Raw genomic sequence first — 19,505 nt, forward strand, 5'->3', positions numbered from 1 at the left:
TAACAGCCAGGATGTTTGCTTGGAAGCAGCAATTCATTTAAAGAGTGCGTAACAGCTCACTGGTCGAGAGGTCTTGCACGGAAAATAATCGGGCATCAAACTACGAGCCGAAGTTCTAAAATTATACTTTTAGTATAATTGGTAGGGGAGCATTGAAACCAGCGTTGAAGGTGTGGCGTGAGCCATGTTGGAGCGGTTTCAAAAGAAAATGTAGGCATAAGTAACGATAAAAGGAGTGAAAAACTCCTTCGCCGAAAGTCTAAGGTTTCCTGATCAACGTTAATCGGATCAGGGTTAGTCTGGACCTTAGGAGCACCCGAAAGGGGAATCTGATGGGAAGCGGGTTAATAATCCCGCACCTGCTATACGATGAAAGTGACGCAGTGACGTGGTGGTTGCGAACAGACGGATGTTCGCCTGAGAGGAATCTTCGGAGGAATCGAAACCATAAAATTGCTGCCAAGAAAAGCGAGTATAGCAGCCAGTACCGCAAACCGACACAGGTAGACGGGATGAGTATTCTAAGGCGCTCGGGTGAGCCGTGGAGAAGGAACTAGGCAAATTGACGCTGTAACTTCGGGATAAAGCGTACCGCTGCGAAGCGGTCTCAGTAAAATGGTTCAACCAACTGTTTAACAAAAACACAGGGCCCTGCAAAATCGTAAGATGACGTATAGAGCCTGATACCTGCCCGGTGCCGGAAGGTTAAGGAAGGGGGTTAGGATTAAACCGAAGCTCTTGACTGAAGCCCCGGTAAACGGCGGCCGTAACTATAACGGTCCTAAGGTAGCGAAATTCCTTGTCGGGTAAGTTCCGACCTGCACGAATGGTCTAATGAGTTGAACACTGTCTCCTCCACGAGCCCGGTGAAATTGTAGTATCGGTGAAGATGCCGGTTACCCGCCACGGGACGGAAAGACCCCGTGAACCTTCACTACAACTTTGCATTGATTTTGAGCAACAAATGTGTAGGATAGTTGGGAGACTATGAAGTAGTGTCGCCAGGCATTATGGAGTCAACGTTGAAATACCAACCTTTTGTTGCTTAGAACCTAATCCCGCCAGAGGCGGGAGACATTGCATGGTGGGTAGTTTGACTGGGGTGGTCGCCTCCTAAAAAGTAACGGAGGCTCGCAAAGGTACCCTCAGTACGGTTGGTAATCGTACGCAGAGCGCATTAGTAGAAGGGTGCTTGACTGTGAGGCAGACAAGCCGAGCAGGTGCGAAAGCAGGCTAAAGTGATCCGGTGGTTCTGTATGGAAGGGCCATCGCTCAAAGGATAAAAGGTACTCCGGGGATAACAGGCTGATCTTACCCAAGAGCTCATATCGACGGTAAGGTTTGGCACCTCGATGTCGGTTCGTCACATCCTGGGGCTGGAGAAGGTCCCAAGGGTTCGGCTGTTCGCCGATTAAAGTGGCACGTGAACTGGGTTCAGAACGTCGCAAGACAGTTCGGTCCCTATCTGTGGTGGGCGTTAGTAAATTGAGTGGACGTGACCTTAGTACGAGAGGACCGGGTTGCATGTACCGCTGGTGTATCAGTTGTGCCGCCAGGTGCAATGCTGAGTAGCTATGTACAGCCAGGATAAACGCTGAAAGCATCTAAGCGTGAAACCTTCCACAAGATGAGTTTACTTTTAAGGGTCGTCAGAGACGATGACGTTGATAGGCTACAGATGTACAGCTGGTAACAGCAAAGTCGAGTAGTACTAATTACCCGTAAGCTTTATTTTTTTTATTTACACAAAACACTTCCCAATATGTTAACTTATTGAAGAGTTTATGGTGGTTATACCGAGGGTGTTCACCTCTTCCCATTCCGAACAGAGAAGTTAAGTCCCTCATGGCCAATGGTACTTGGGCCTTGTCCCTGGGAGAGTAGGTAGCTGCCGTATTTATCTTAAAGCCGGCTTAGATAATACTAAGCTGGCTTTTTTTATGCTGTAAAACTAAAAAATTAGATAAGTTATAAATAGGTAAAACACCATTTCTCAAGTCTTTGATTACACCATTGAATCCTTAAAAAACACGGATCAATCTTTTTGTACATTCACCTTTTTCTTCTAAAAAATGCCTTCATTAAAAAAGCAGCTTCATCTGCCAATACACCTTGTGTAAGGGTGGTTTTGGGATGAAAAGGATATTGTTGAGGAAAGTACCGGCTATAACCATTTTTTTCGTCGGCTGCGCCATATACAATCCGCCCAATTTTACTCCAATACAAAGCACCGGCACACATCAGGCAAGGCTCTAAGGTAACATACAGTGTGGCTTCCGGTAAATACTTCGAACCCAATGCGCCAAATGCCGTTGTTAATGCAATAATTTCTGCATGTGCTGTGGCATCTTTCAATAACTCCACCTGGTTATATCCACGTGCTATAATTTCATTGTGCTGTACAATAATGGCCCCAACAGGCACTTCATCTGCATCAAAGGCTAATTCAGCCTGCTCTAATGCCTTTCGCATATAATAAGCATCATCTTTTAATATATCCATAAAAAAAATTGAATGATACCATTGTTTTGTTATTTCCCAAATGCAAAGTAGCGTATAAAAAAACAAACCCTCGTAAAAGGGTTTGAAGTAATACAATGACTGATTTAATGGTTTAAGGTAATTGTCTGATTTGAATATTTCTAAACCAAACATCATTTCCGTGATCCTGTAGGGCAATATGGCCTTTTTTAAACATCCCAAAGCCCGGCATGTTTTTAAATTTGCTATGGGCAATCATGTCTTGCCAGTTATTGTCCCATAAGGTTGTTTTTACTACAACTGTACCATTTAAAATAAGTTGTAATGTACTGTGGTTGGCAATAATTTCTACTTTATTCCATTCACCAACGGGTTTAACCGTTTCTTTACTACAGGCAATTAAGTCATACAAATCGCCGGCACGATGTTTATGAATTTTGCCATCGGGGTGGCCATCATTATCTAAAACCTGCATTTCTAATCCCGTATTCCATGTTTCGTTGTATTTGGCCGGATTGTCTTGAACAAAAAATAAAATACCGCTGTTGCCATCTTTCGATATTTTCCACTCAGCTTTAAAATCGAAATTAGTAAAGGCTTTATTGGTAACCAAATCGCCACCACCTTCTGTTTGATAGCTTTTTTTATCGGCAGCATTTAAATGAATTGCCCCATCCTCAATTTTCCAGGCATTACCTACAGTGGTTTTGCCATAACTATGCCAACCGTTAAAGGTTTTGCCATCAAATAAAGACACCCATCCATGTTGAGCATTTAGGATGGGTATCTCAAAAGTTTTCTTTGTAAACGCAAAAGAAACAAACAATGCGCTCATGATAATCAGCGCCGCAGTTAATTTTTTTGGTAGCATATAATATATTTTAAATGATGAATTGCTTATCGGCATATCGGCACTGCACATTTCTTTATACGTCAATACAAATACGTTATTATTATTTTTTCAATAACAAAATATATTTAACCATTTGTTCTGCATCGGCAACAGATAAATTAGGATGTGGTGTCATAGGTACCTGGCCCCAAACACCTGACCCACCTTTAATAATTTTTGCGGCCAGCATAGGTATATCTTTATCGGTATATTTATTGGCAACATCGCGGTAAGCAGGGCCAATTAATTTTTCGTCTACTTTATGGCAGGTTAAACAATCATTTTTTGCTATCAGTGCCAAGCCTTTTTTATAATCTGGATTGTCTGATAAATCGGTTGATGCAGTTGCGGGTGCAGGTGAAGCTGCTTCAGTTTGTGGGGTAGAAGTGCTTGCAGCGGCTGACTGATCGCCACTATTCTGATTGCTGTTTCCACAGGCATAGGCCAGAAAAGCCATGCTGATTACGATTGACATTTTTTTCATAAAAAATAAATTTTTTAAATAATGGTGCAAAGTTATTTCAATCCCAATACCGAACGGTTAAAATCTTCTGAAGCAGCAGTGCCTGCAAAATCATCAAATGCTTTTTCGGTAACATGAATAATATGGTTACTGATAAAAGGAGCTCCTTCTTTGGCACCATCTGTTGCGTTTTTAATACAACATTCCCATTCTAATACTGCCCATCCTTTATAATCGTAAGTAGCTAATTTGCTGAAAATAGATTTAAAATTTATCTGCCCGTCGCCAAGCGATCTAAACCTGCCGGCACGGTTTACCCAGCTTTGAAAACCACCATATACGCCCTGTTTTCCGGTTGGATTAAATTCTGCATCTTTTACATGAAAAGCCCGTATGCGTTCATGGTAGTAATCAATATAAGTTAAATAATCCAGACATTGCAGTAACAAATGAGATGGGTCATATAACAAACATGCTCTGCGGTGTTGTTCAACTGCATCTAAAAACATTTCGTAGCTAACACCATCGTGCAAATCTTCGCCGGGGTGTATTTCATAACAAATATCCACATCACACTCATCAAAATAACGCAATATGGGCAACCAACGGTTTGCCAGTTCTGTAAAGGCTGTTTCAACCAAACCTATCGGTCTTTGTGGCCAGGGATACATCATTGGCCAGGCCAATGCACCGCTAAAAGTAGCATGGGCACTCAATCCTAAGTGTTGCGATGCTTTGGCTGCATAGCGCAGTTGTTGGGCTGCCCATTCGGTGCGTGCCTTGCTATTGCCATGTACTTCGGCAGGTGCAAAGCCATCAAACAAAGCATCATAAGCAGGATGCACGGCCATTAACTGCCCTTGTAAATGCGTGGATAGCTCGGTAATAGCCAGGCCATAACTGTTTACCAATCCTTTCAATTCATCGGCATAGGTTTTACTTTCGGCAGCTAATTGTAAATTAATGCAGCGGGCATCCCAAGTAGGTATTTGAATGCCTTTATAACCCAATCCGGCGGCCCATTCGCAAATAGCAGGCAGGCTGTTAAAGGGAGGTTCATTACCCATGAACTGTGCTAAAAAAATTCCGGGCCCTTTTATTGTTTGCATGGTGATATTTTTTTTGTAGTCAGCAATTGTACAAGTATGGGACTGTTGTTGCGTCGCACACTTGTACGTTCGGTAATACTATTCGTCAATACTACTCCGTAAATAGCGTCCATTTTTCCGATGAATGAGCAGAGGCTATCACACTGTCAATAAATGCCATACCTCTAACTCCTTCGGCAACTGAAGGAAAATCAAGCATTTCAGGTGTAGGTGTTTCGCCTTGTTGTTCTGCTAAAAGTGTGCGTGCAAAATTTCGGTAAATATTGCCAAATGCTTCTAAGTAGCCTTCGGGATGCCCACCCGGAGTGCGGCAATTTTGTGTAGCAAAAGAAGAGAGGCGCTCGGTATAATTGCTGCCTGCCCTCAATATTTGTGTAGGTGCATCTAACCACTTTACCATTAAGGTATTGGGTTCCTGTTGTGCCCATTCAATGCCTCCTTTTTCACCATAAACCCTTATTTTCAGTGCATTTTCTTCGCCTGCAGCTACTTGCGATGCCATTAAAACTCCTGCTGCACCGTTGTTAAATTTCAATAATACATTACCATCATCATCTAATGCCCTGCCTTCTACCATTACATTCAAATCGGCACACAAATGTGTAATTTTTAAGCCGGTAATGTATTCTGCTAAATGGGCAGCATGGGTTCCAATATCGCCCATGGCACCACTTTTACCGCTCTTTTTAGGATCGGTGCGCCAGGCTGCTTGTGCATTGCCTTCGCGTTCAGATAATTTGCTAAGCCATCCCTGCGGATATTCTACCCAAACCTTTCTGATTTTACCTAAAGTATTTGCCTGAATCATGGCTTTTGCCTGCTTCACCATGGGATAACCTGAGTATGTATGTGTTAAACACAAATGCAATCCCGTTGTAGCCAGTTTTTCTTTCAGTTGCTTGGCTTCATCTAACGAAAAAGTAATGGGTTTTTCAATTACTACATGAAAGCCTAGATCCAATGCCATCATGGCGGGTGCAAAATGTGCAAAGTTGGGGGTAACAATGGTAACAAAATCTATTCGTTCATTGGCAGGCATTTTGCTTTCGGCCTGCAGCATTTCTTCGTAGGTTAAATAGGTTCTTTCTTTGGGCAAAAAAAGCATTTCCCCCGATTCAATTGCTGTTTGCGGATGAATGCTCAATGCACCGCAGCTCAGTTCAATCAATCCATCCATATTGGCTGCTATACGGTGGATGGCGCCAATAAAAGCATCTTTTCCGCCACCAATCATACCCATTCGTAATTTTCTTTTCATGATTTCTTTATTTTTTTGCTGTAAAAAATGAGCCATATTGGCCGGATATTCACGTTGTTATTCTACAAAAAGATAACTGGAAACAACAGGCAATGCAATAGGGCTGCTTGGATAAATGAAATTTGTTTTGGCAAACATTCATTTCAACTGCAATCAAATGTAAGCTTTGTGTACTATAAAAAAACACATTTACAAAGGGTTAAAAAAGAATTGATTTTTATCAAAATCCATTACAAATGCTGCTGGTTAAAAAATTACTTTTACATTTAACCTTCAAACGATTTATACCTAACGATTGATTATGCAAGCCAACATTCAAAAAAACAAATTATTTGTTGCCAGTTGTTTAGCCTTATTGGTAACATCTCTTTCCTTTGGTATTCGAGCGGGTATTTTAGATACTCTGGGGACCCAGTTTCAACTCAATAAAGCCGAGTTGGGCGCTATTGCTGCTACTGCATTCTGGGGTTTCCCACTGGCCATTATTTTTGGCGGCATTGTGGTAGATGTTATTGGCATGAAGCGTTTATTAATTCTTGCATTTGTATTTCATTTAGCAGGTATTATTTTAACCATTTATGCAGGGAAATTTGGTAGCCCTTATGCTGCTTTATTTATTTCTACTTTGTTAATTGGCCTTGCCAATGGAACTGTAGAGGCGGCATGTAATCCATTAATTACTTCGTTATACCCTGATAATAAAACTACCAAACTCAACCACTTTCATTTGTGGTTTCCAGGGGGTATCGTAATTGGTACTTTACTGGTTTTTTTATTAAATAAAATAGGTATTGGCTGGCAAATTCAAGTGGGCTTAATGATTGTACCTACATTAATATATGGTTACTTATTCAGCAAATTGCAATTCCCTGTAACTGAACGGGTGGCAAAAGGAGTTAGTACTGCAAAAATGTACCGCTCTTTATTGAACCCTTTATTCATTATTATGATTATTTTAATGTTTGGTACAGCTATTACTGAACTATTTACTGGACAATGGATTGACGTATTATTAAAAAATGTAAGTGATAACGCTATTTTGCTCTTAACCATTGAAACTGGTGTGATGGTGGTGGGCCGTGGTTTTGCCGGCCCTGTGGTGCATCGGTTGTCACCTGCAGGTGTGCTATTATTCTCGGCCATATTTTCGGCCTTGGGTTTGTATATACTGGGACATACAACCGGTAATTTATTGTTTATAGGTGCATTGGTATTTGGTTTGGGGGTGTGTTATTTTTGGCCAACCATGTTGGGTTTTGTTTCTGAAAACCTGCCTGAAACCGGTGCTGTTGGTATTAATTTAATGGGCGGTGCAGGTATGTTTGCCGTTTCGATATATACCATTTTTATGGGTAGCCATTACGACAATCTACTGGCTGCGCAATTACCGGTAAATGCCGATATTAAAGCGTTTATGGAAGCGCCTCCCGGTTCAGATATGGCCAATCAGTTAATTGAAGCCAAAAAAGCAGCAGGCCCGGCTATTATTAATACTACTTTTGTAATTCCTGTTATTTTAATTGTGGCATTTACCACATTGTTTTTTTCAAAAAAAACTTAGATAAAAGCAAAAGTAAGCAAAACGGCGAAGTCCGTTCAAACACAGTAGTTTATGAAACGTGGGACTAAAGTTGGAAGTCACTGTACTTTAGTTTTTGGGCTTAAAAAGACAGGGTTGGGTTACTAAATCGTTACTGATTACCACCTGACCAATAATGATGTAACTGATTATATTTCAGTCTTCTGCACTCCTTTTCATCTTTCCTTGTAACTCATTGAAATTTAATTTTAAACATTAAACAATTGAGTTATGGAACAGTCGAAAAGGTCAACGTTTAAGCTGCTTTTCTACCTAAAGAAAAATGAGCCTAAGAAGAACGGAGCAGTTGCTATTATGGGGCGCATTACCATTGACGGTAAGCCCGCATCTTTCAGCACCAAGCTGGAAATTCACCCTGATAATTGGGATTTGAAACACGGTCGTGTGTTGGGTAAAAGCACCCAAGCACTAAGCATCAATAAAAAGTTGGATGAAATACGCCTGCGTATTGATAAGCATTACGAGGAATTGCTCAAATACGATGGCTTTGCCACCGCACAGAAATTGAAACTGGCATTTTTAGGTGTGGGCGTTATGGAAGATGCCATCTTAAAGGTCTTCCAAGCCCACAACGATGATTTCGCCAAGATGGTGGCTAAAAAGGAACGTTCGCAAAGCACCTATGATAAATACAAAATCGTTTACAACCACCTCTCCGAATTTATCCAGCTACGGTATTTAAGAACGGATATGGCTTTCAAAGAACTCACCTCCGACTTTATCCGTGAGTTTGATTTTTACCTGCGTATAGACAAGGAATGTACCCATAACACGGTTTGGGTGTACACCATGCCCGTATTGCGAATGGTAGAGCTGGCAATGAAAAAGGGCATGATACGCAATAATCCTTTCGAGGATTACGAAATCACTATGAAAGAAAGCGACAGGGGTTTCCTATTGAAAGAAGACGTAGAAAAGATTATGCTTTGTTGTCTTCCGAAACTGAAGTATGAACTTGTACGTGACCTTTTTATTTTCAGTTGTTTTACCGGGCTTTCTTATGCGGATATTAAAAAACTGAAACGGTGCAACATTCAGAATTTCTTTGACGGACATCAATGGATTATCAGCCGGAGAAAGAAAACCGATGTTTCTTCCAATGTTAGATTATTGGAAATACCAAAGAAAATCGTTGAGAAGTATTTGGGTACAACAAAGAACGAGTTTGTTTTTCCTATTCCATCCAATAGCACTTGTAATGCTCATGTAATTAAGATTATGGAAGCCGCAGGTGTGGTAACGGAACAGAAAGTAACATTCCATACAGCCCGCCATACGTTTGCTACCATGATATTAACGGCTGGTGCATCACTCGAAAGTGTACAAAAAATGATGGGGCATACAAACATTACCACCACTCAAATCTATGCCAAGATACTTAATGAAAAAGTGGGCATGGATATGGATATTGTTGCACGGAATTTACAGGCAATGGAAGTTTCATTTAGTGCCATGCAAACAGACATTTCTTCACAGAACGAAATTGTTTCCGATGTGGTAATCGTTATGGATGCCGAAGAATTGGAACTTGCTATATAGTAATTGTTCTTCTTTCCAAATTATAGAGCAGGATTTAATCGTCCTGCTTTTTTGTTTCCCAACTTAACCCCAAAGCACATTTAATGCCCTCTGCACATATCCTTTGCCTTAAAAGAGCTTTGTCGGGTTGTTGACAAAGACTATTGAAAAACGCCTGCCCACATCCTTTACAATCATTTTCCAATATCCTTTATGTGGCTTTCGCAGCCACGTACATCAAAAATGGCTTTTAGAAATTCAGTGAGTTGGAAGTAAAATTTCTATCCCATTTAGAACCTTTTACCAATGCAATCTTCATTGCTTCCACTCATGTTTTTTTATCCAGGAAGCCTGTATGCGGTTTTGTTTTCGTTCCAAGAGCAAAGGTATGACCGTGTTCTTAACGGCGGCAAAAGGTCATGCAAGTTTGAAAAAAAATCTCCACCCTTTGGGTAGTATTTGTTTTCCAAAACCTTGTGCCGCCTAAACACTAACCTTTTATGCTCGTGAAACGAAACATAGCATACTCCGGCTCCTTAGACGAATAAAAAAAATGTCAGGTATGAAGATTAAAAGCATTGGAAAAGGTAACGAAACGAAACAGCACCTCCCCACCATACCGAATAAATCAACAAAAAAATCAATTCAAACAATCACTAAAAAAGTAAAAAATCATGGCACACAATCTTAATTTCGACAGCAGAACAGGACGTTATTCATTCTTTAGCGTAAAGGAAAAATCATGGCACAACTTAGGGCAAATCATCGAGGAATACCCAACAAGTGCGGAAGCCATCAAACATGCAGGGCTTGACTATGAAGTCGTAAAAAGTCCGTTGTTTACCACAGGCTCAAACATCATCGAAACCGCACAGGGCATCGAGATAGCCGACAGCCAGTTACACGTACCTAACTACTTCGCCAATATCAGAACCGATAACAATGCAGTATTGGGCGTGGTGGGCAAAGACTACCATATCGTACAGAACCGGGAAGCCTTTAATTTCTTTGATGCAATCGTAGGCGGTGGTGATGGTATCTTATACGAGACAGCAGGAGCATTAGGACAGGGCGAGCGTATTTTCATTACTGCAAAACTACCTGACTATATCCGTGTAGGCAACGGTGACGATGTAACCGAAAAATACATTTTCCTGACTACTTCGCATGATGGTAGCGGAAGTATTACCGCAGCGTTTACACCCATTCGCATCGTTTGCCAAAACACCTTAAACGCATCACTCCGCACTATGAGCAATGTGGTACGCATTAAGCACACAGCAGGCGCAAAACAACGCCTTGACAATGCTCATAAGGTTATGGGATTGGCGAACACCCTTAGCAATCAGTTAGAGGGCATTTTCAACCAATGGGCAAAAGTTCAGGTATCGGACAGGGAAGTTAAAAAGCTGATACAGCTTGCGCTTTGCCCAAATAAAGAAACGCTTGACCTGATTAAAAAAGGTGCGGAAGATGAAGTTTCTACCGTGTTCAAAAATACCGTAGATGATGCCTTTGCATACGCTATGACCAGCGACACGCAGCAGATGAACACCACTAAAGGCACACTGTTCGGGGCGTACAATGCTGTTACAGGCTACTTTCAGAATGTAAGAAGCTACAAAGACGATGAAGCCAAATTACAGAGCATTGTAATGGGCGGTACTGCACAGCTAAAGACCCAAAAAGCCTTTGACCTGTGTACCTCATTCGAGAAAATCGGAGCAGACGTATTTCAATTGAATTAATTAACAAAAGGCGACTGCCTGCAATGGTGGTCGCCTTTAAAAATAAACAACTATGGCAAATTGGTGCAACAACGTGGTTTGGTTTGAAGCAGACGAAACCATCATGAAAAAGATAAAGGAAGTGTTTTTGCAAATGGCGAAAGCAGAAAGAGAAACGGATTGCGGGCAGTTGCCTCCATTTATAGCAGTAGAAAACGATTGGTTTTTTGCTATACGTTGGGAAGCGGAGGACGTACTTTACTATGATACCAAATGGTCGCCCAATACCGAAATATTACAGCAGGTAGCAGAATATTTTAAAGTCGGTTTTACACATGAATATGAAGAATTGGGCAGTGCTGTTTATGGTCGGGCAACCTATGCTAACGGTATCTTAACCGACATCTATTTAGATAGCGAAGACTTTGAAGCCTATCAATCATACGAAGAAACAGACAGCTATTTTTTTGAGGGTGAAACATACGAAAGCGAATGGGAAATACTGGAGATGCTTTTGGAAAGGAAGGTAGCCAATAATAATTAACAACCATAGGCGACTGCCTGCAATAGTGGTCGCCTCTAAAAAATCAATAGAATGAAAGCATTAAACAAAATGAACAATTTGGATAAAGGAACACTACTAAGTAAACTGTTCCCCGAAGAATTACAGAACCTTCAAGCTGCAATAGAAAAGCAATGCGATTACTTTCTGCAAAATGAAACCGCCTTTCGTGAGGGCTGGTATCAAAATGGATTTTTCACCGCAGAATTTTGGTACAGGCTTGTAGAGAATGCACACAAGGCAATCGGGAAACATGACCGCCAATTATGGAAACGACCAAACTGGTTTACTGACCATTTTTTTGACGGACACAATTCATTGTTTACCGTACACTGCCTTATCGAGTATGCAGACAGCGAAAACTGTAACCCTGATTTAAAACGAGCGATACACCTGCTTTTCGGGAGTGAAAGATTATTACAAATAACCTCAAACAAATAAGCTATGAAAAATAAAATCTCATTCAGTATTGAAACCCTGCTATTTGGTATTGAAAACCCCAAAGGTGCTATTGAGCAGGTATTGTTTGCCAGCAAGATGGCAGAACATGAGGGTATGCCACATTGCAATCGCCTTGCAAAATTGACATTCACAGACCCTACCGTTAATAAGGCTTTGTCCGGTGCAGTTCCTTTAGATGAAACGCTGATACTTGGCTATGAGGGTTGGAACGATAGCACACTGCATCTATGTATAAGAAGCGGACGAAGTGTGTGTAAAATTGCAACAGGCAATTTCCCAAGCCGTGAAATAGACATATATGATGATTACCGACACGCCATCATGCTCCGTAAATTTTCTGACAAGGACATACAGGAAATTTTCAACTATATATGGGACAATATGGAGGCAATACAGCCCAACCCAAGACCCATGAGCGAGGATTGGTAATAGCAAACACGGGCGACCGCCAGTGCAGACGGTCGCCTTTAAAATCAAAGGCAATGAAAATAAGAGATAAAAAAGGAGAATGGATTGAAGTTACAGACCTTAAAAAAGCCATTCGGCAAACAGGCTGGTACAAAGGATATCAGCATGAACCGCCAGTAGAAAGTGATAAAGAACGGCAGGCATATTGGGCAGATATGCACGAGAAATTGTTAGCATTAAAGACAAAACAGTCCTGTAATACTTAGGTCGTTTCTTGCAGTCACCCAAGTTTATATTTTGTATTTTTGTTTATAGCGGAGTGGATAGTTTTTTGTAAATTAAACAGTAGAATTATGGTATCATCATTAGTCATAGGAATAATATTTTTGGTAGCAGGCTTAGGTTTGCGTTATTGGATTAATCGCAGGAGGTTTTACAGGCGTAGCCCTACCGGAGCAGAGGGTTTTTCCAGCTATGAAAAATCAGTCGCCATTAGGTTCATCGAGCGTGTAGGCAAATGGATAGCTTACGCTTTGATTATCTATGGGCTGTTATCGCTATGGGTGTATTCGAGGGAGAAAAAAGAAATAGCCTCTAAAAATACAGAGGTTCAGAAATCACGATAAATAACACGTCAATCTTATAACGGTACAGGTCTTTACAGGCTTGTACCGTTTTCTTTTGCGCCAAACCTTACCATTCAAAGCCAAACACACCCGCATTTAAAATACGCCCTAAAACCTTTCCTAATTTCCATTTCTGACGTAAAGAAGTGAGGAAAGGATTATGGAAGTAATAGCAATACCGAAGTCTGTTCTCAAAGAACTGACCGCAGAGCTGGACGAACTGTTACAGCTTACCACCGATGCAAGCAAAGCCTATGTAGGCATTTTTAACGGGGAAAGGTGGCTCGATAATCAGGAGGTGTGCCTTATGCTGGGCATTACCAAACGCACCCTGCAATCATACAAAGACAAAGGGCTTTTGCCTTTTTCAAAACTGAACCGCAAGAATTATTACAAACTTTCGGACGTACAGCGTTTGCTTGTTCCCGATGTACAAACCCCAAACAAATGAGCATGGAACTTTTTGATAATGATGCGGAAGAAATTGCCTACTACAAAAGCAAGTTTGAAGAACTCCGCACACGTCTGGAACTCATATTGAACAACTACCGTCCTGTAATGAACGGAGAGGTTTATTTATCGGGCGAAGACCTGTGCAAGCTGTTACATATCAGCAAACGCACCCTGCAACAGTACAGGGACGATAATATCCTGCCTTACGTGCAGATTGGCGGTAAAATCATCTTCAGGCAGTCTGATATATTAGAAATATTGGAACGTAATTACATAAACAAATCATAAGCAAGTAGAAAGGTAAATGATTGGTTGCGTAAAAGAGGCAACATTGTTATCTTTGCTATGTAAAATATTAAAAACTTAAAGTGTTTTTGCTTTAGGTCTCGACATTAGAAACTGGTAATTTTTAAATTCTCCGAGGCAATAAGTAAGAACGCTCATGCTATGGCGTGGGCGCTCGCTTATTCGGAGAGAGGCGTACCAGTGCCTTAATGTCGATGAGTGTGGTTGCCTGCGCCTCTTTTTTGTTTGCAGGCTCCATTACTAAAACGGATATTATGGACACTGTAAGCAATACTTATCCCGCCTTAGCATTTCCTGCCTCCGAATTGTCGGCTTTTGCAGTTACGATTGACTGCTTTATTATTTCCCTCAAAAATGGCAATGTGATACGTTTTACTCCCGATGACTTGGGGGAGTTTTATCATTGGCTTATTATCCATAACATAAGAGATATACATAAGGAAGAAATTATAAAGAAAGAACCGCCCGTTACTAATTTAGGTAATGGGTGGAAATCTTTATTCAAACAACAAAAATAAAGTAACGATTATGAGTAATGATAATACAATTCGGATAGCTGTAATAGATGATAATGCACAGCTTCGGTACAATTCCGTAAACCAATTTGAGAACTCCGGTTACATCGTACAGTTTCAGGTAAGTAATGGACAGAATGCACTTCAGAAAATACAAGAAGATGGAGAACTGCCTGACGTATGTATCGTTGAGGAAGATTTTGCAACAGCTAAATTGTTGCTCGAAAGACATCCCGATTTGAAAGTATTAATTTCAAGTACGAACGATAACAAAGAAAAAGTTACGGAGATGCTGGAAACAGGCGTATCAGGATATGTATTAAAATTTGCCGACCCTGATGAAATTGTAACTGCCGTAAAAGCATTGGGCAGGAGCAAAAAATATTTTAGCGTGGGGATTAGTAATATAGCAACGGAGTATTTTAGCAACAAGTAATTTAGAACAGTAGGACTTTTATTACTGGAACTTTTGCATTCCCTTTGATAGCCTTATTAAGTATATAATTTTGTAAATTGCTATATGCAATATTTTACATTTTTTTGGGGTTTATGGACAGCAATCAATTACAAATAGAAATGGGCACTTACACTATTCGCCAGTTACATGATGACGAAGCCCCTCTTTATAAATCAATGCGTTTGGAGGCTATACAAACGGAGCCATCTATGTTTAGATGCAGCACACCAGCCGAAGCAGACCTTACGGATGCCCAATGGCAGGAACGGGTAAAATACCCTCGTGCGGTTTTTGTTCTTATGGATAACGACATACCCATTGGTATGACCAGCATTATACGTCAGAATGATGAGGAGCATATTTGGGACAACCCTATATCAAAAAAGAATACAGAGGAAAAGGGCTGTCTTCGCTTCTTTATAAAATCAGAATGGAATGGGCATCTAAACTGCCGTTGAAAAGATTAACGGTAAGCCACCGGGAGAGCAATACAATTTCCAAAGCGGCTAATCAACGATTAGGCTTCACCTATACTCATAGGGAAACGCTCAATTGGCTTGATGGCACTACGGAAGACGTATTGTACTATGTTTTAGAACTGTAATAAAAAAGTCGCCCGACTTTTTTTGTCGGACGACTTCTGTTTTTCGATTGATGCAATCGCTTCCTAATCCTTGTTGTTAAACTGAAAACTCACTCTCTTTTCATTTCCGAAATTGTCGCTTATCCATATATCAAACGACTGCGATACGGTGGACTGTGAAGTGTAGTACAGCCGGAACTGTGTAGCGGAAAACTGGTACAAATCATTCGGCATATACGGCGGTTCGTTGTAATAGCGCAATGTACCTTGCCCGTCATATTGGAAATAGCGGATAAAGTATTTTGCATCGTTGAAATTACCGCTCCGCTCAACTGTAACCCTTATTTCAACGGTCTGTCCGTTCGATATATCTCCCGGAACGGGCATCACTTTTACCTCAAACGGATAGTTCTGCTGTATATCGAGTTCATCCTTATTGCAGGATGACAATATGGTGCAACTGGTAATGACCAGGAGAAGCAGCCACAAAAAATTATTTCTATTCAAAAATCGTTTCATTGTTGTTCTTTTTAAAAGTTAAACCTTAGCCCAACGCCTGCCGATGGACGGAACTGTTTTAAATCCGTACCCCATAAAACTTTGGTACGACCTTGCAGGAGTAGCACAAACCTGTCAGACAAATACATTTCAAAGGACAAACGCCCTCCGGCTCCGTAAACAAAATGGTCTTTGTCGAGGATTTTTGAGCCGTCAAACAGCGCCTGTTCGCTCCGGTTGATGGTTTCATACCCTGCAACGGCAGTAAGCCCCGCATTCAGCGTTATTGTCTTTCTCGCATCGCCTAAAAGCTGGAGAGCGAAACCCATTTCACCCGTGTAGGTTTCCAGCGGTATCTGTACAGTCCTGTAACCAGCAAACTGGTGGGTATATTCTGCACCCCAAATCCAGTAATTACCGCCCCTGCTGTTTACGGTCATGGTCAAATTCAGGAAGTAATTATCCTTTACTTCTTTAGACAACAACCCGGCGTTTACTTCCAGTCCCTTTTGTCCGGGTGTCATTCTTTGTGCCTGTGTAGCTGTAATGCTCAACACCGCAAGCATCACCGCAAAAATGTATTTTATCATTGTTCTTATACGTTTTGGTTAATTAATCTTTAGGTGCATGGCATTCACCAGCTTTGCGTGTACGAGGTCGGAATTTTCCACCTGTAAGGTCTGTTGCCTGCCACCGTTCTTTTCAAAAATTTCAATGACCAACACCTTATCATCGGTAATGGTAAACTGGTCGAGCAAGAACAAGTTTTGGTCAGTGGTATTGCCCGCAATTTCCGTAAGCGGTTTATACATACGCAATGGTGTCATCGGTTTTTCCTGCACTACCGTACGCTTTGCCACTTTCTTATCCACGACCTTGAAACTCACAAAGTCAATATTAAACGGCACATTGCTTGAATTGCGCAGTTCCGTATGGAAATAGAATTTGCCGTTATACACATAGATACCTTTCAATAAGAATTGAATACCGTAGCTTTTAGAAGCGATGTGCTTTACAATCCTTTTGTCCTTTTTGTAAATGGTTTCCATGAGCAACCCGGCCAGCGATGGCGAATTGCTCCCCAGTTCCTCAAACAGCACATCATTTCCGTTTTCCCTGTCCGATGCTTTCAGCATGGTGAGTAAATCGTAATTCAGCGTTGTTGGGTATGGACTGTAATAGACATTGAAGTTGTAGAAACGCCCGTCATCGGTAATCACCGAAAAATTGGTTTCTTCTGTAAAGTCCTTAACGGTGGCTTTTACACGCAGCACATTTTCGGCATCTTCTGCCTTGCCAGCTATAAGATACTCACTGCCCAAATCCACGTAACGGATAGCTGCCGGAAATATCAGATGGGAAGTTTTATTGTACGTTACCTGCATTTCGTAAGGTTCCACCTTACCCATGCTTAATTTGCTTGTATTGGATGCAACCTGCTGTGCATTCGTGGTGGCATTAAAGGCTATCAAACAAACCATTGCCAAGAGGCTTTTAAATATTGCTTTCATTTTATTTCTATTTTTTTAGTGTTGAACATTAGTTTTTGGAAACGAGGAACAATTGATGACCGGCTTTAACGGTGACTTTCGGCGTTCTTACTTTTTTGGCGAAGTAGCCTGATATGCCCTGCACCACGCCACGGGAGAGGTCGCCTGCCGCTTGCTGCCCTGCAGAGCGGGTCATCATAATTGACGTGCCGGAGGTTTGGCTCATGTTAGAAGCGATTTCCGTTAAGGCATTTACTTCAGGCGAATAAGGCACGTATAAGCCTTGTTGTCCGTCCAAATCGTACACCGTTATTTCCACAGGGATAATATTGCCCTCAAACTCGATAGACGTTACTTTTAGCTGTAACCTGCCGCCTGCGAACTTGGCGTTTGCCGTTAATACCGTTCCGGCTGGAATGGTACGGCTGGGCGTTTTTGCGGTTTCCATCAAGCGCAGGCGTACACCGCTTTCATCTGTTATGGTCTGTGTTTCCTGTACTACCGCTTTGATGCTGTTTTTGGGCTGTATTACCTGTTCATTGGTTCCGGCGGTATAAAATCCCCTGTTGCGGGTTTCGTTCCAGTTTGCTAAAAACGCACTGTCGGTCGGCTCACGGTACAAAGCAGATACGGCATTTTTCTTTATTGGCGAGAACGCTACAAAATGTTCTTTTTGCGTACCGCTTTTTGCCGGAACAGTCGTGTCAACCTTACCCGGTTGTGAAGCCGTACCAGCGGGCAGGTATTTCGCCGCCATTTGATAAGACTTCTCCATCAAAGCCATTTGGTCTTGCACGGTGGTAGTAGCAGGTACATCCTTTGCTGCCAGCTTTTCTTTGAGTTCTTCCACCTGTTTGCGGAGTTCCTGCGTTTGATAATCGTTGTTGTCATAAAACGAGCCTAACGTATTTTGGGCATTTCGGTAACTGTTTAAAGCCGGGTTGCCGCTCCGCTGCGTACCACCTCCGAAAGCAGATCCGTCTTCGTTACCCTCATCCGGAGAAACTGCTTTCTTGTCGGTGGTGCTATCCTCATTCCAATAATCGGACAGGGAGGTAAGCGCATTGCGCTTTTCCTGTTCTTTCTGTTCCAGCATTTCCTGCTCATAGGCTTTTTGCTTGTCAGCTTGCAAGCCTGCATCCGTAGCCTGCGGCACGGCATCGTTCAAACCTATATCCTGAACTTTTTTCTTGTCGGAGGACGGTTTGAAGATTAGGTACATACAGCCAAGAAATACCACCGCCATAAGCACAAAAATGATTGGCTTCTTTAGCTTTTCGGCTTTGTTCTGCGCACCGTCTTTCGGTGCTTCCTTTTGGTTATTCGGGTCGTCATCTTCGACCAGAATGCTCACTCTTTTGTTTTCATTATCTTTCATACAACTGATTTTTTAAAATACTGTCCTGCGGAGATACCGGGGACTTTTTTTGTTTGATAAGCGGGTTTTCGATATGTTCTATTTCCAGCTTGCTATCACTTACGCCAACATCATAGCACACTTTCGCTATGACGATAACGGACAATAACAGATAGCCCGCAAAGAGTAACAGCGTATAACGATGCTGCTTTTTTACAGGCAGCTCACGCCACCTGTCATCGAGCCTGTCAAACCACTTGCTGATTTTCGTTCTTAACTTTTTCATTCCTTAACTATTTTCCGTTTTAGTGCCTGAAACCCCTGCCTTTGGGAACAACCTGTTGTTGTGGTGCATCACTGACCAAAGCGATTGCTTCCCTTACTTTGGGCGCATTGACCACAGACAGGTTGGTGAGTTCCGATTGCTTTAGTAAATGCCCGTACTGGTCTTTTCTTTTCACCTCCATTTTATTGAGGAGAAATTTTCCGTTCAGGTGTTTCACCCACATACTGCATTCTACATGGGGTTTGTCTTCGCCAGCCCATTGCAAATAGCCCGTAACGAGCAGTACAGGCTTAGGGGTTCCCTCCGTACCGTTACGGCAGTTTTCGAGATATTCGCCTATGCTGTCTTTCAGCTTTCCGGGATACGCACCCTGCGTGTGGAAATAGCCGTTATATCCTTTGTCGGTAAGGATTTTGGCAAACGTGTTTAAATCTGATAATACTTCCATAGAATT

At 41.7% G+C, this 19,505-nt stretch carries 24 protein-coding genes and 2 rRNA genes (1 of these 26 only partly in view); 15 read left to right on the plus strand and 11 right to left on the minus strand.

What is annotated here, in order from left to right; translation table 11 throughout:
• Both AC3QLY_RS08180 and rrf read left to right on the plus strand, forming a co-directional pair.
• A 23S ribosomal RNA gene (locus AC3QLY_RS08180) occupies positions 1 to 1,735 on the plus strand (it extends 1,068 nt beyond the left edge of the window).
• Between the two features lie 48 nt (positions 1,736 to 1,783).
• Positions 1,784 to 1,897: ribosomal RNA gene (gene rrf / locus AC3QLY_RS08185) — 5S ribosomal RNA — on the plus strand.
• A gap of 155 nt (positions 1,898 to 2,052) precedes the next feature.
• On the opposite strand, the gene AC3QLY_RS08190 is transcribed toward rrf, so the two are convergent.
• The 5 genes from AC3QLY_RS08190 to AC3QLY_RS08210 all read right to left on the minus strand — a co-directional run bounded on the left by AC3QLY_RS08190 (position 2,053) and on the right by AC3QLY_RS08210 (position 6,203).
• Positions 2,053 to 2,502, minus strand: a complete 450-nt coding sequence (locus AC3QLY_RS08190) for a nucleoside deaminase (RefSeq protein WP_074419317.1) — start codon at positions 2,500 to 2,502, stop codon at positions 2,053 to 2,055.
• Positions 2,503 to 2,614: 112 nt separating this feature from the next.
• Positions 2,615 to 3,352, minus strand: coding sequence for a 3-keto-disaccharide hydrolase (locus tag AC3QLY_RS08195; protein WP_081298658.1), 738 nt, complete (start codon positions 3,350 to 3,352; stop codon positions 2,615 to 2,617).
• An 82-nt stretch (positions 3,353 to 3,434) separates the two neighbouring features.
• The gene (locus AC3QLY_RS08200; protein ID WP_074419300.1) at positions 3,435 to 3,857 is read right to left on the minus strand and encodes a c-type cytochrome; all 423 of its coding nucleotides are present in this window, start codon (positions 3,855 to 3,857) and stop codon (positions 3,435 to 3,437) included.
• Between the two features lie 32 nt (positions 3,858 to 3,889).
• Positions 3,890 to 4,945, minus strand: coding sequence for a sugar phosphate isomerase/epimerase family protein (locus tag AC3QLY_RS08205; protein WP_074419301.1), 1,056 nt, complete (start codon positions 4,943 to 4,945; stop codon positions 3,890 to 3,892).
• Positions 4,946 to 5,036: 91 nt separating this feature from the next.
• Entirely contained in the window at positions 5,037 to 6,203 is a 1,167-nt protein-coding gene (locus AC3QLY_RS08210) for a Gfo/Idh/MocA family protein (protein ID WP_074419319.1), read from the minus strand.
• 301 nt (positions 6,204 to 6,504) lie between these two features.
• Between AC3QLY_RS08210 and AC3QLY_RS08215 the strand changes: the two genes are divergently transcribed.
• The 13 genes from AC3QLY_RS08215 (at position 6,505) to AC3QLY_RS08275 (ending at position 15,441) form a co-directional block, all read left to right on the plus strand.
• The gene (locus AC3QLY_RS08215) at positions 6,505 to 7,764 is read left to right on the plus strand and encodes an MFS transporter (RefSeq protein ID WP_492989610.1); all 1,260 of its coding nucleotides are present in this window, start codon (positions 6,505 to 6,507) and stop codon (positions 7,762 to 7,764) included.
• A 249-nt stretch (positions 7,765 to 8,013) separates the two neighbouring features.
• Positions 8,014 to 9,342: a site-specific integrase gene (locus tag AC3QLY_RS08220; protein ID WP_492989611.1), complete on the plus strand. Its 1,329-nt coding sequence runs from the start codon at positions 8,014 to 8,016 to the stop codon at positions 9,340 to 9,342.
• A gap of 653 nt (positions 9,343 to 9,995) precedes the next feature.
• A complete protein-coding gene (locus tag AC3QLY_RS08225) occupies positions 9,996 to 11,069 on the plus strand; it encodes a DUF932 domain-containing protein (RefSeq protein ID WP_492989612.1) in 1,074 nt (357 codons plus the stop codon).
• Positions 11,070 to 11,121: 52 nt separating this feature from the next.
• On the plus strand, positions 11,122 to 11,592 hold the full coding sequence (locus AC3QLY_RS08230; RefSeq protein WP_492989613.1) for a DUF1281 family ferredoxin-like fold protein: 471 nt from the start codon (positions 11,122 to 11,124) through the stop codon (positions 11,590 to 11,592).
• 51 nt (positions 11,593 to 11,643) lie between these two features.
• A complete protein-coding gene (locus tag AC3QLY_RS08235; RefSeq protein WP_492989614.1) occupies positions 11,644 to 12,051 on the plus strand; it encodes a hypothetical protein in 408 nt (135 codons plus the stop codon).
• A 3-nt stretch (positions 12,052 to 12,054) separates the two neighbouring features.
• Positions 12,055 to 12,501: a hypothetical protein gene (locus AC3QLY_RS08240; RefSeq protein ID WP_492989615.1), complete on the plus strand. Its 447-nt coding sequence runs from the start codon at positions 12,055 to 12,057 to the stop codon at positions 12,499 to 12,501.
• 53 nt (positions 12,502 to 12,554) lie between these two features.
• The gene (locus tag AC3QLY_RS08245) at positions 12,555 to 12,746 is read left to right on the plus strand and encodes a hypothetical protein (protein ID WP_492989616.1); all 192 of its coding nucleotides are present in this window, start codon (positions 12,555 to 12,557) and stop codon (positions 12,744 to 12,746) included.
• A 520-nt stretch (positions 12,747 to 13,266) separates the two neighbouring features.
• Positions 13,267 to 13,557: a helix-turn-helix domain-containing protein gene (locus AC3QLY_RS08250; protein WP_492989617.1), complete on the plus strand. Its 291-nt coding sequence runs from the start codon at positions 13,267 to 13,269 to the stop codon at positions 13,555 to 13,557.
• Between the two features lie 2 nt (positions 13,558 to 13,559).
• Positions 13,560 to 13,847, plus strand: coding sequence for a helix-turn-helix domain-containing protein (locus AC3QLY_RS08255; RefSeq protein ID WP_492989618.1), 288 nt, complete (start codon positions 13,560 to 13,562; stop codon positions 13,845 to 13,847).
• A 164-nt stretch (positions 13,848 to 14,011) separates the two neighbouring features.
• Positions 14,012 to 14,383 carry a hypothetical protein gene (locus AC3QLY_RS08260; protein WP_492989619.1) on the plus strand — a complete coding sequence of 124 codons (372 nt, stop codon included), beginning with the start codon at positions 14,012 to 14,014 and terminating at the stop codon, positions 14,381 to 14,383.
• Positions 14,384 to 14,393: 10 nt separating this feature from the next.
• A complete protein-coding gene (locus AC3QLY_RS08265; protein ID WP_492989620.1) occupies positions 14,394 to 14,816 on the plus strand; it encodes a response regulator in 423 nt (140 codons plus the stop codon).
• A 140-nt stretch (positions 14,817 to 14,956) separates the two neighbouring features.
• Positions 14,957 to 15,295 (plus strand): hypothetical protein, encoded by a 339-nt coding sequence (locus AC3QLY_RS08270; RefSeq protein ID WP_492991279.1) that lies wholly within the window; start codon positions 14,957 to 14,959, stop codon positions 15,293 to 15,295.
• A complete protein-coding gene (locus tag AC3QLY_RS08275; RefSeq protein WP_492989621.1) occupies positions 15,199 to 15,441 on the plus strand; it encodes a GNAT family N-acetyltransferase in 243 nt (80 codons plus the stop codon). Before AC3QLY_RS08270 ends, AC3QLY_RS08275 begins: the two co-directional genes overlap by 97 nt.
• Positions 15,442 to 15,504: 63 nt before the next feature.
• Here the strand turns inward: AC3QLY_RS08275 and AC3QLY_RS08280 are convergent, their stop codons facing one another.
• From AC3QLY_RS08280 to AC3QLY_RS08305, 6 genes are read right to left on the minus strand one after another with little or no spacing between them, the layout of a single operon-like run.
• Positions 15,505 to 15,939, minus strand: a complete 435-nt coding sequence (locus AC3QLY_RS08280; protein WP_492989622.1) for a DUF3872 domain-containing protein — start codon at positions 15,937 to 15,939, stop codon at positions 15,505 to 15,507.
• Positions 15,940 to 15,950: 11 nt separating this feature from the next.
• Positions 15,951 to 16,508, minus strand: a complete 558-nt coding sequence (locus tag AC3QLY_RS08285; RefSeq protein ID WP_492989623.1) for a conjugal transfer protein TraO — start codon at positions 16,506 to 16,508, stop codon at positions 15,951 to 15,953.
• 18 nt (positions 16,509 to 16,526) lie between these two features.
• Entirely contained in the window at positions 16,527 to 17,429 is a 903-nt protein-coding gene (gene traN / locus AC3QLY_RS08290; protein WP_492989624.1) for a conjugative transposon protein TraN, read from the minus strand.
• A 28-nt stretch (positions 17,430 to 17,457) separates the two neighbouring features.
• Positions 17,458 to 18,786 (minus strand): conjugative transposon protein TraM, encoded by a 1,329-nt coding sequence (gene traM, locus AC3QLY_RS08295; protein ID WP_492989625.1) that lies wholly within the window; start codon positions 18,784 to 18,786, stop codon positions 17,458 to 17,460.
• Positions 18,776 to 19,051 carry a hypothetical protein gene (locus AC3QLY_RS08300; protein WP_492989626.1) on the minus strand — a complete coding sequence of 92 codons (276 nt, stop codon included), beginning with the start codon at positions 19,049 to 19,051 and terminating at the stop codon, positions 18,776 to 18,778. Before AC3QLY_RS08300 ends, traM begins: the two co-directional genes overlap by 11 nt.
• 19 nt (positions 19,052 to 19,070) lie before the next feature.
• Complete coding sequence (locus AC3QLY_RS08305) at positions 19,071 to 19,499, minus strand: hypothetical protein (protein WP_492989627.1); 429 nt, start codon at positions 19,497 to 19,499, stop codon at positions 19,071 to 19,073.
• Positions 19,500 to 19,505: the final 6 nt, after the last annotated feature.

The organism is Hydrotalea sp. GW822-HT8A01, from assembly GCF_058798575.1.